The sequence below is a fragment of the Calditerricola satsumensis genome, from assembly GCF_014646935.1.
GTDB classification, from domain to species: domain Bacteria; phylum Bacillota; class Bacilli; order Calditerricolales; family Calditerricolaceae; genus Calditerricola; species Calditerricola satsumensis.
This window is the reverse complement of the sequence record NZ_BMOF01000006.1, coordinates 52,301-63,748: the sequence shown is the minus strand read 5'-3', so window position 1 is coordinate 63,748 and position 11,448 is coordinate 52,301. Positions and strand designations below refer to the sequence as shown.

The 11,448-nt window shown below is 67.0% G+C and carries 9 protein-coding genes; all 9 read right to left on the bottom strand.

Translation table 11 applies throughout. The features are described 5' to 3' along the window. Positions 1–204: 204 nt before the first annotated feature. Positions 205–1,452, bottom strand: coding sequence for a DUF418 domain-containing protein (locus IEX61_RS02950; protein WP_229725626.1), 1,248 nt, complete (start codon positions 1,450–1,452; stop codon positions 205–207). A 42-nt stretch (positions 1,453–1,494) separates the two neighbouring features. Further along, positions 1,495–1,959, bottom strand: coding sequence for a DUF441 domain-containing protein (locus tag IEX61_RS02945; protein ID WP_054673563.1), 465 nt, complete (start codon positions 1,957–1,959; stop codon positions 1,495–1,497). A 56-nt stretch (positions 1,960–2,015) separates the two neighbouring features. Further along, positions 2,016–2,555, bottom strand: a complete 540-nt coding sequence (locus IEX61_RS02940) for an acyltransferase (RefSeq protein WP_188816737.1) — start codon at positions 2,553–2,555, stop codon at positions 2,016–2,018. A gap of 11 nt (positions 2,556–2,566) precedes the next feature. Next, a complete protein-coding gene (locus tag IEX61_RS02935; RefSeq protein ID WP_188816736.1) occupies positions 2,567–3,529 on the bottom strand; it encodes a nucleoside recognition domain-containing protein in 963 nt (320 codons plus the stop codon). 11 nt (positions 3,530–3,540) lie between these two features. Continuing rightward, positions 3,541–4,356, bottom strand: a complete 816-nt coding sequence (gene lgt / locus IEX61_RS02930) for a prolipoprotein diacylglyceryl transferase (RefSeq protein WP_054670742.1) — start codon at positions 4,354–4,356, stop codon at positions 3,541–3,543. Between the two features lie 41 nt (positions 4,357–4,397). Next, a complete protein-coding gene (gene hprK / locus IEX61_RS02925; protein ID WP_054670739.1) occupies positions 4,398–5,336 on the bottom strand; it encodes an HPr(Ser) kinase/phosphatase in 939 nt (312 codons plus the stop codon). A 14-nt stretch (positions 5,337–5,350) separates the two neighbouring features. Next, on the bottom strand, positions 5,351–8,239 hold the full coding sequence (gene uvrA, locus IEX61_RS02920; RefSeq protein WP_054670735.1) for an excinuclease ABC subunit UvrA: 2,889 nt from the start codon (positions 8,237–8,239) through the stop codon (positions 5,351–5,353). After that, positions 8,236–10,242, bottom strand: a complete 2,007-nt coding sequence (gene uvrB / locus IEX61_RS02915) for an excinuclease ABC subunit UvrB (RefSeq protein ID WP_054670731.1) — start codon at positions 10,240–10,242, stop codon at positions 8,236–8,238. The genes uvrA and uvrB overlap by 4 nt, the downstream gene beginning before the upstream one ends. A 61-nt stretch (positions 10,243–10,303) precedes the next feature. Continuing rightward, a complete protein-coding gene (locus IEX61_RS02910; RefSeq protein ID WP_188816735.1) occupies positions 10,304–11,437 on the bottom strand; it encodes an NAD(P)/FAD-dependent oxidoreductase in 1,134 nt (377 codons plus the stop codon). Positions 11,438–11,448 lie beyond the last annotated feature (11 nt).

The window sequence follows — 11,448 nt, the reverse complement described above, 5'->3', positions numbered from 1 at the left end:
CAGTTTTGTGAAGGTGAAAGTGCACCGAATACAAGGGATTCGGACAACGAAAAAGGCTCTCTCCCTTCCCGTGAAGGCCGCGGCAGTGCGCGCCGCAATGCTCTCCCTCGAACGCCGGACGGTTCTCCCGTCCCCCACAGAAATGCCTTACAAGAACAAATTTTCTGTCTTATGAAGGCGCGGGGGAACGGCACAGCCCGTTCCCTACGTCTCCCGCCCGTCCCGCAGCGGCTGCCGGCGGCCGTAGGTGAGCGTCCGCCACAGCCACTCCACAGGGCCGAAACGAAACCGGCGCAGCCACCACGCGCTGAAGGCGAGCTGTCCGCCGAAGATGGCCAGCGTCAGGAGAAGACCCCCTGCCGGTCCGACGCGGCCGTACAGGCCCAATCCGTAGCTGTAGAACAGCGTGGTGCAGACGAGCGACTGCAGCAGGTAGTTGGTCAGCGCCATCCGCCCGGCCGCCGCCAGGGGCGCGAGGCGGCGGCGCCACGCCGGGCGTTCCACGAGCAGGACGATGGCGGAGGCATACCAGAGGGCCAACGCCAGCCCGCCGAGGGCATAGCCGAGGAAGGCCAGCAGGTCATAGGCCGTCGTCACGCCAGGCGTCAGCCGCGCATCGGCATACGCGGCCAGCGCCGCAAGCGGCAGCCCCACGACCAGGCCCACGGTTCCCGTGCGCCGCACCAGCGGCCGGGTGGCCGGCAGCCGCTCGATGAGCTGCACCTTCGCCGCGGCGGCGCCGAGGAGAAAGATGCCCAGGATGAAGGGGAAATAGATGACGGCATTGCTGTACTGCAGCGAGAGGTCGATGAAGCGCATCTCCAACTGCTCGGCGTACGAGCCCGACCCGTACACGGCAAGGGACCGGTCGGCCATCTCCCGGGCCCAGAGAACGAGGGCCGGGTTTTCTGTCCCCATCATCGGCCCGACAAGCAGGGCGTAGACGCAAAGGGCCAGGGCGATGCAGCCGATGCCCCGCGCCAGTGCCGCCTTGGCCGTCCGACGGCGGAACGGAAGGAGGAGGAGGAAGCCGACCAGGGCGTACGTCAGCAGGATGTCCCCCGACCACACGAACAGGGCATGCAGCGCGCCGATGGCCAGCAGCACGGCCAGCCGCCGGGCAAACAGTCGGCCGGGCGGTCCGCCGCGCGCCGCCGCCCGTTCGGTAAAGCGCACCATGCCGGCCCCGAACAGAAGCGAAAAGAGGGGGTAGAACTTCCCCTCGGCCAACACCTGAACCAGCCCCTGGGCCGCGTCGTCCCATGGGCGGTCCCACGGATCGATCCCGGCCATGGCCCAGAAGATCGCAGGCGAACTGAAGTGAGCCATGTTGACGGCCAAAATGCCGAGCAGGGCCAGCCCCCGCAGCACGTCGAGGGCCAGGAGGCGTTCCCCCGGCGCCACGGGAGCCGGACGCGATTCCATCGGCCCGATGCGGCGCTGTGCGTCCATGTCGCCCTCTCCCATGCGAAGGATTTCGCGCTCCCGCATCCCTTACCCCAGTTTCTTGCCCAACCCCAGCAGGACGGCCAGGATGCCGGCGGCGATGAGCGGCCCGGTGGGCACGCCGCGGAAGAGGGCCACCCCCAGGATGGTGCCGATCAAGATGCCGGTCACCACAACGGGATTCTGGGCCATCAGCGGCACGCCCTTCCCGGCGATGTACGAGACGAACACGCCCACAACAATGGCCAGGAGCGACGCCGGGGTGGTAAAGGCGCGCACCAGGGCGTCGGTTCCCATTTTGCCGCTGGCCAATGGGGCCATGATGCCCATCGTCAACACGAGGATGCCCAGGTTTAACCCGTGCTGCTCGAGAACCGGGAACCACTTGTCGAGGTGCGCCAGGCGCATCAGGAGCAAAAGCAGCACGGCGATGGACACCGGTGCGTTGTGGCTGACGATGCCCAGCGCGGCCAGGCCCAGAAGCAGCAGACTGGTGACGTCGACGGATGCCATGGCTCGCCCTTCCTTTCGCCGTTCTCGTGACGCGGCTCGGGCCAAAACGCCGCGGGTCACGGGCGCGTTTCGGGATCACCGCCGCCCGGCGCGTGCGGCCCCTCCGGCGTACGGTAGCGGTCGCGAATGACGCGCATCGGGTTGCCGCCGACGAAGGCCCCGGGCGGCACGTCGCGGTGCACCACCGTCCCGGCGGCCACCACCGCGCCGTCGCCGATGGTGACGCCGGGTAAGATGGTGCAGTTGGCGCCGATCATCACGTTGTCGCCGATGACCACGTCCCCAAGGCGGTACTCGTCAATCAGGTACTCGTGGGCCAAGATCGTCGTGTTGTACCCGATGATGCAGTTCTTCCCCACGCGGATGCGCTCGGGAAAGAGCACGTCGACCATGGCCATCAGGGCAAAGGCCGTCTTGTCGCCCACGCGCATGCCGAGAAACGTGCGGTAGAGCCAGTTCTTGACCGACACAAAGGGACAGTAGCGGGCAGTCTGGATGACGAGGAAGTTTTTGACCACCTTCCAGAAGGGCACGGTGCGGTACAGCTGCCACAGGGAATTGGCTCCGGACACCGGGTAGCGTTCCGTCCTCCGCACGGCCGTCCTCCTTACGCTCGATGAGGGGTGGGGTTTTGGCTGCGCGCCCGTCTGGCCTCCAGCGTCCGCCACACGCGGGCGAGGAGGATGGTCAGGATGAAGGCCACCGCGAGGCGCAAGATGAGCAGCCACACGACGTTGATGCCCAGCGGGACGAAGATGAGCGTGTCCTCCACCACGGCATGGCAGGCCGACAAAAAGAGGGTCAACAGGTACAGGTCGCGCTTGGAAAAGCCGGCTTCCCGCGCGCTCTCGATGATCACGCCGGCGCCAAAGGCCAGCCCAAACAAAAGCCCGGCGAGGAGCGTCAGCGCCGTGCGCTCCGACAAGCCCAGAAGCCGGGTGACGGGCGTCAGCGCGCGCGCCAGGCGGTCCACCACGTGCAGGTCCTTCAGGAGCTCGATCGCGACCATCAGCGGAAACACGATGAGGGCCATCTGGACGACGCCCCAGAAGGCCGTCTCGATCCCGTGCCAGGCGATGGCCGCCCAGTCGCCGGCGAGGTCGGGTGCCGCGGGGGGAACGAGCCCGTAGCGCGCCGCTTCCTCCCCGCCGCGCCACAGCAGGTTGAGGAGCGCCGCCGCCCCGAAGGCCAAGCCCAGCCGCATCCCCGCCGCGGCCCACACGCTGACGCCGATGCGTTTCGTCACCGCCGTCTCGACCAGCAGGTTGTGCGAAAAACTGAGCATGACGGCGAGGAGAAAGACCTCCTTCACCGTCAGCGTCATCGACAGCATCGCCCCGATCGCCGCGTACAAGTTGAGCAGGTTCCCCAGGGCGAGCACCAAGGCCGCCTCGCCGGGCAGGCCAACAAGCGTCATCAGCGGCGCAAGTAGCGCCGTCAGCCCGTCAATCACCGGCGTGTGGCGCAGCACGGTGACGGCGACGGTCACGGGAAAAATCACCTTGCCCAGCGTCCAGGCCGTCCGCGCGCCGGCCAAAAGGCCGCGGCGCCACGTCGCGACGGTCACCATGCCGCTCCCTCCTATGCATCTTCGTACCGCTTGTCGGCCCAGCCCTTCCACCGGCGTACCACCAGCAGCGCCAAAGCACCCGTGATGAGCAGGAGGCTCATCACTTGGGCCGCGCGCAGCGTGTCCGTCAGCATCAGGCTGTCCGTCCGCAAGCCCTCGATGAAAAAGCGCCCGATCGAATACCAGATCAGGTACGCCAAGAACACCTCGCCGCGCCGGGGATTGCGCCGCCTGAGCACCACGAGGAAAGCAAAGCCGAGCAGGTTCCACACCGACTCGTACAAGAAGGTCGGGTGCACGTAGGACTGCCATTCCGGTATGTACATCTGCTCAATGATCCAGTCCGGCAGGTGCAGCCGTTCCAGAAAGGCGCGGCTGACCGGCCCGCCATGGGCCTCCTGGTTGACGAAGTTCCCCCATCGCCCGATGGCCTGGCCGAGGATCAGGCTGGGGGCAACGATGTCGGCCAGCTTCCAGAAGGGGATCCCGCGGCGCCTCGCAAACACGTAGGCCGTCAACACGGCGGCGATCAGCGCCCCGTGGATGGCCAGGCCGCCCTTCCACACGGCGAGGATCTCGCCCGGATGTTGGCTGTAGTAGTCCCAACGGAAGAGCACGTAATAGGCCCGCGCGCCGAGAATGGCCAGCGGCACGCCGTAGAGGAGCAGGTCGAGAAACAGATCGGGGGAAAGCCCGAGCCGCTTCCCCTCCCGCACGGCGATGGCCAGGCCCACCAGTGCCGCCGTTCCGAGGATGATGCCGTACCAGTGGACGTCAAGGGGGCCGATGGAAAAGGCAATCGGATCGATGACCAGCGAACGGTCCAACGCGCCTCGCCTCCTTGTGTTCTTGGCCAGCCGCGCTGGCCTTACAGCAGGTCCTCGACGGACGCTTCCTCGATCGTGTCGGTCAGCCGCTTGGAAAAATGCACCGCGGCGTTGTACCCCATCCGTTTCAGCCGGTAGTTCATCGCCGCCACCTCGATGATGACGGCCAAATTGCGCCCCGGCCGGACGGGAATGGTGATGAGGGGCAGCTCGGTGTCCATGATCTTCATCGTCTTCTCGTCGAGGCCGAGCCGCTCGTACTGCTTGGACGGGTCCCACGCCTCCAGCTCGACGACGAGGGAGATGCGCTTGTAGTTGCGCACCGCCCCGGCGCCAAACAGGGTCATGATGTTGATGATGCCCAGGCCGCGAATCTCCAGCAGGTGCTGGATCAGCTCCGGCGCACTGCCGATCAGCACGTTCTCCTGCGTCTGGCGGATCTCCACGGCGTCGTCGGCCACAAGCCGGTGGCCGCGCTTGACCAGCTCCAGGGCCGTCTCGCTCTTGCCAATGCCGCTGGCCCCGACGAGCAGGATGCCGATGCCGTAGACATCAACGAGCACGCCGTGAATCGTCGTCCGCGGGGCCAGGCGGTTCTCCAGGTAGTGGGACAGCTTGCTGGCCAGCTTCGTCGTGGGCAAGGGAGACAAGAGCACGGGCACGCCGGTCTCCTCCGAGGCCTGGATCAGCTCCGGGGGCACCTCCTGTCCCCGGGTGATGCAGATGCACGGCGTCTTCTCCGTGCACAGGCGTCGAAACCGCTCCAGGCGCGTCGCGGAATCCAGCTGCTCGGCGAAGGTCAATTCCGTTCGACCCAACAGCTGCACCCGGTCGGCCGGGTAGTAGGTGAAGTACCCGGCCATCTCCAGCCCCGGGCGACAGATGTCCATCGTCTCGATGGTCCGCTTGACGCCCCGCGCGCCGCTCACCACCTTCAGCTGAAAGTCCTTGACCAGATCCTGCACGCGCACCGTTTCCATGGTCTCCCCTCCCGCTATCCGGAACGCGTGGCCGCCGTCTCCTCGGCCGCTCTCGCCTCCCGTTCCTGCATCCGACGCCGGTCGCGCTCCAGGATCGGCTTGAGAAACTGCCCGGTGTACGACGCCGGCACCGCGCAGATGGCCTCCGGCGTCCCCTCGGCCACAATCTGGCCGCCGCGGTCGCCGCCCTCCGGCCCGAGGTCGATGATCCAGTCGGCCGTCTTGATCACGTCGAGGTTGTGCTCGATCACCACCACGGTGTCGCCATTGTCCACCAGGCGGTGCAGGACCTTGAGGAGCCGGGCCACGTCGTCGACATGCAGCCCCGTCGTCGGCTCGTCGAGGATGTACAGCGTCCGCCCGTTGCTTCGGCGGTAGAGCTCGGCGGCCAGCTTCACCCGCTGCGCCTCGCCGCCGGACAGCGTCGTCGCCGGCTGGCCCAGCTTCATGTACCCCAGGCCGACGTCGTAGAGGGTCTCGAGCTTGCGCTGGATGCGCGGGATGTTGCGGAAGAACTCCAGCGCCTCCTCCACCGTCATCTCGAGGACGTCGGCGATGGTCTTGCCCTTGTAGGTGATCTCCAGCGTCTCGCGGTTGTAGCGCTTGCCCTTGCACACGTCGCAGGGCACATAGACGTCGGGCAAGAAGTGCATCTCGATCTTGAGGATCCCGTCGCCCTTGCACGCCTCGCAGCGGCCGCCCTTGACGTTGAAGCTGAAGCGGCCCTTCGTGTACCCGCGCACGCGCGCCTCGGGCGTCTGGGCGAACACCTCGCGGATGTCGTCAAACACGCCGGTGTAGGTGGCCGGGTTGGAGCGGGGCGTGCGGCCGATCGGCGACTGGTCGATGTTGATCACCTTGTCGAGGTGCTCCAGGCCCTCGATGCCGTCGTGGGCCTCCGGCTTCTCCTTGGCTCGGTGCAGCTCGCGGGCCAGGGCCTTGTAGAGGATGTCGTTAACCAGCGTGCTCTTGCCCGACCCGGAGACGCCGGTCACGCACACGAACAGGCCGAGGGGGATGCGCACGTCGATGTTCTTGAGGTTGTGCGCCCGGGCCCCGCGAATGATCAGGGCGTGGCCGTTTCCCGCGCGCCGCGTCTCGGGCACGGGGATGAACTTGCGCCCGCTGAGGTACTGGCCGGTGAGGGACGTCGGATGGCGCATCACCTCCTCCGGCGTCCCCGCCGCCACCACCTGCCCGCCGTGGGCCCCCGCCCCCGGCCCGATGTCAATGAGGTAGTCGGCGGCCAACATGGTGTCCTCGTCGTGCTCGACGACGATCAGCGTGTTGCCCAGGTCGCGCATCTTCTCCAGGGTGCGGATCAGCTTGGCGTTGTCGCGCTGGTGCAGCCCGATGCTCGGCTCGTCCAGCACGTAGGTCACCCCGGTGAGGCGCGAGCCGATCTGCGTGGCCAGGCGGATGCGCTGCGCCTCCCCGCCGGAGAGGGTGCCGGCGGCGCGGCTGAGCGTCAGGTAGTCGAGGCCGACGTCGACGAGGAAGCTCAGGCGGGCGTCGATCTCCTTCAGGATGAGGCGGGCGATTCTCTTCTCCTTCTCCGTCAGCTCAAGGTTGCGGAAAAAGTCCCGCGCCTCGGCCACCGAGAGGCTCGTCACCTCGGCTATTGTTTTCCCGCCGACGGTGACGGCGAGGCTCTCCGGCTTCAGGCGCGCGCCGCCGCACGCCGGGCACGGTTTCTGGGCCATGTACGCCTCCAGCATCTCCCGCACGTGCTCCGACGTCGTGTCGCGGTAGCGGCGGGCGATGTTTGGGATCACGCCTTCAAAGGGGATAACCGTCTCCTTCACCTGGCCAAACTCGTTCTCGTAGCGGAAGCGGATGCGGTCATTCGGCGCGCCATAGAGGAGAAGGTCGAGCAGCTCCGGATCCAGCTCGCGCACCGGCACGTCCATCGGGATGCCAAAGTGGGCGCACGCCGCGGCCAGGAGCTGCGGGTAGTACGTCAACGACGATCCGGCCCACGGCTCGATGGCCCCCTCGGCCAGCGTCTTCGACGGGTCGGGGATGACCAGGTCGACGTCCACCTCCTGTTTCACCCCCAGGCCGTCGCAGGCCGGACAGGCGCCGTAGGGGCTGTTAAAGGAAAAGAGGCGCGGCTCCAGCTCACCCAAACTGAACCCGCACTCCGGACAGGCCAGGTTCTCGCTGAAGAAGAGCTCCTCCTGCCCGACAACGTCGACGACGACCTGTCCCTCGGCCAGCTTGAGGGCCGTCTCGAGGGAATCGGCCAGGCGCGACCGGATGCCGTCCTTGATGACGATGCGGTCGACGACCACCTCGATGGTGTGCTTCTTGTTCTTCTCCAGCTGGATCGGCTCGCCCAGGTCGCGCACCTCGCCGTCGACGCGCACGCGCACAAACCCCTGCTTGCGCACCGCCTCGAGCAGCCTGGCATGCTCGCCCTTGCGCCCGCGCACGAGGGGGGCGAGGATCTGCATCCGCGTCCGCTCGGGGTAGGCCAGCAGGCGGTCGACCATCTGCTCGACGGTCTGGGCGGAAATCTCGACGCCGTGGACCGGGCAGTGGGCCTTCCCGATGCGGGCGTACAGGAGGCGCAGGTAGTCGTAGATTTCCGTCACCGTGCCCACGGTGGAGCGGGGATTGCGGCTGGTGGTCTTCTGGTCAATGGAGATGGCTGGCGACAGCCCCTCGATGGCGTCGACGTCGGGCTTCTCCATCAGGCCGAGGAACTGGCGGGCGTAGGCCGACAGCGACTCCACGTAGCGGCGCTGCCCCTCGGCGTAGATCGTGTCAAAGGCCAGCGACGACTTGCCCGACCCCGACAGCCCGGTGATGACGACCAGCTTGTTGCGCGGAATGGTGACGTCGATGTTCTTCAGGTTGTGCACGCGCGCGCCCTTCACGACGATGTACTCTTGGCTCATCGCTTCTCTCGCCTCGTTTCCGCGGCCAGATCGGCCTTCAGCTCGAACAAGAGGTCGCGGAGCTCGGCGGCCCGCTCGAACTCGAGCCGGCGCGCCGCCTCCTTCATCTCCTTTTCCAGGCGCTGGATGAGCGCCTGTTTCTCCCGCTTCGTCATGCGGGCGTACTCTTTTTCCGGCAGGTAGTCGGCCGCCGGCTCCGCCGCGTGGGTGGCCTGGATGATGTCGCGCACGGCCTTCCGCACCGTCTGCGGCGTGATGCCGTGGGCCTCGTTGTAGGCGATCTGCTTCTTGCGGCGCCGCTCCGTCTCGGCGATGGCCCGCCGCATCGCCTCGGTGATGCGGTCGGCGTACAGGATGACGTGGCCGTTGGCGTTGCGCGCCGCCCGGCCGATGGTCTGGATGAGGGCCGTCTCCGAGCGGAGGAAGCCCTCCTTGTCGGCGTCGAGGATGACGACGAGGGACACCTCGGGGATGTCCAGCCCCTCGCGCAGGAGGTTGATCCCCACCAGCACGTCGAAGACGCCGAGGCGCAGGTCGCGGATGAGCTGCATCCGCTCGATGGTCTTGATCTCCGAATGCATGTACTTGACCTTGATGCCCACCTCGCGCAGGTAGTCGGTCAGGTCCTCGGCCATCTTCTTCGTCAGGGTGGTGATGAGCACCCGCTCATTGCGCGCCACACGCTGGCGGATCTCTCCGATCAGGTCGTCGATCTGCCCCTTCGTCGGCCGCACGTCGATCGTCGGGTCGACCAGCCCCGTCGGGCGGATCACCTGTTCCACCACATACGGCGCCTTCTCCAGCTCGTAGGGCCCCGGCGTGGCCGACACGTAGATGATCTGGTTGACCTTTTGCTCAAACTCCTCAAACTTGAGCGGGCGGTTGTCGGCCGCCGACGGCAGGCGGAACCCGTACTCGATCAGCGTCTCCTTGCGCGAGCGGTCGCCATTGTACATCGCCCGCAGCTGGGGAATGGTCACATGGGACTCGTCGATGATGATCAGGTAATCATCGGGGAAATAGTCGAGCAGGGTATACGGCGGCTCGCTCGGGGCGCGGCCTGTCAGGTGGCGGGAATAGTTCTCGATGCCCGGGCAGTAGCCCATCTCGCGCAGCATCTCCAGGTCGTAGCGGGTGCGCTGCTCGAGGCGCTGCGCCTCCAACAGCTTCCCCTGGGCGCGCAGCTCGGCCAGCCGCTCCTCCAGCTCCTGCTCGATGCTGACGAGGGCCCGCTGCAGCGTGGCCTGGCTCGTCACGTAGTGCGACGCCGGGAAGATGGCCACGTGCTCCCGCTCGGCGAGCACCTCGCCGGTGAGGACGTCGATCTCGGTGATGCGCTCGATCTCGTCGCCGAAAAACTCCACCCGCACGGCCTGCTCCGTCCGCGAGGCGGGGAAGATCTCCACCACGTCGCCGCGCACGCGGAAGGTGCCGCGGGTAAAGTTGAGGTCGTTGCGCTGGTACTGGATGTCCACCAGCCGGCGCAGCACCTCGTCGCGGCTCTTCTCCATGCCCACGCGCAGGCTGACGACGAGGTCGCGGTACTCCCGAGGATCGCCCAAGCCGTAGATGCACGACACGCTGGCCACGATGATCACGTCGCGCCGCTCAAAGAGGGCGCTGGTGGCCGAGTGGCGCAGCTTGTCGATCTCGTCGTTGATGGAGGCGTCCTTCTCGATGTACGTGTCCGTCTGCGGGACGTACGCTTCCGGCTGGTAGTAGTCGTAGTAGCTCACGAAATACTCCACGGCGTTGTGCGGAAAGAACTCCTTGAACTCGCTGCACAGCTGGGCGGCGAGGGTCTTGTTGTGGGCGATGACCAGCGTCGGCTTCTGCACCTGGGCGATGACGTTGGCCATGGTGAAGGTCTTCCCCGTTCCCGTGGCCCCCAGCAGCACCTGGTGCTTTTCCCCGCGCCGGATGCCTTCGACGAGCTGGCGGATCGCCTCCGGCTGGTCGCCCATCGGCTTGAACTCGGACACGAGTTGGAACGGCCGCTCCACTGCGCTCCCTCCTTTCCGCACCGTGTGGCTTGTATCTTTGACATTATACCACAACGCGCCGCTATCGGATTTTCCACAGGGCGTAGCGCTCAAGCAGCACCTTCATCCAGTGGGCCGGACGGCCGGCGTAGGTGAGCTGCACCTGAACGTTCCCCAACGCCGGCGGGGCCGGCTGCCAAAAGCCGATCAAGCCCTTTGCCATCCCGAGGGAAAGGTTGCACGCAAATTGCGGCCGGAACGTGGCCGTCGCCTCCTTTCCGGACAGGAAGGCCGCGATGTTGCGCGCGGCCACCTTGGCCTGCAACCAGGCGTGGTGCCCGGTCTTGGCCGCGTCCAGGGCCGCCCCGTCGCCGGCGGCAAAGATCTCGGGGTAGTGCGGATGGCGCAACGCGGTGTCGCACCGCACAAACCCGCGCGCATCCGCAAGCTCGGAACTCTCCTGCATCGCCGCGCTGCCCCGGTACGGGGGCATGACCAACGTGAACGCGGACGGCAAAGCGGTTCCATCGGCCAGCAAGACCCGATGGGGTTCCACCCCGACGATCGCGGCATTCGGGTGACAGCGGATGTTGCGCTTGCGGAGCTCGGCGGCCATGAGGCGCGACGGGGCCGGACCGACGACGTGGAGCGGCGCCGGCTCGGCGGTGACCACGCAAATGTCCACGCGCGGCCGCACCCCGCGGCGGCGCAGGAAATTGTCCAAGAGGAGCGCCGCCTCGTAAACCGGCGCCGGGCAACCGCCGATCCCCGTCACACCGAAAACGGCCGTTCCCCGTTCGAGCCGCTGCACCGCCTCCCAGATGCGCCGCGCGCCGTCCACCCGGCAGATCACGTGGCCGAAGCGATCGGCGCCCGGCACGGCATCCCAATCGTGCTGCGCTCCCAGGGCGATCAGCAACACGTCGTAGGCCATCGCCCCCGCTTCGGTGATCACGTGCCGCCGGTGCGGGTCAACCCGCAACACCCGGGCCTCGACAAACCGAATGCCCCGCCGCTGGAGCGCCGGGCGCACGGGCACCATGATTTGTTCCGGACGGCGCAGCCCGAAGGCGACCCACGGCAACGACGGGCGCCAGACAAAGCGGTTCATCTGCGCCACCACCCACACCTCGTGCCGATCCCCCAACAAGCGGCGCAGCGCGATGGCCGCGTTCATGCCAGCAATGCCCGCCCCCAAAATGACCACACGGGCCACGGCGACTCCCT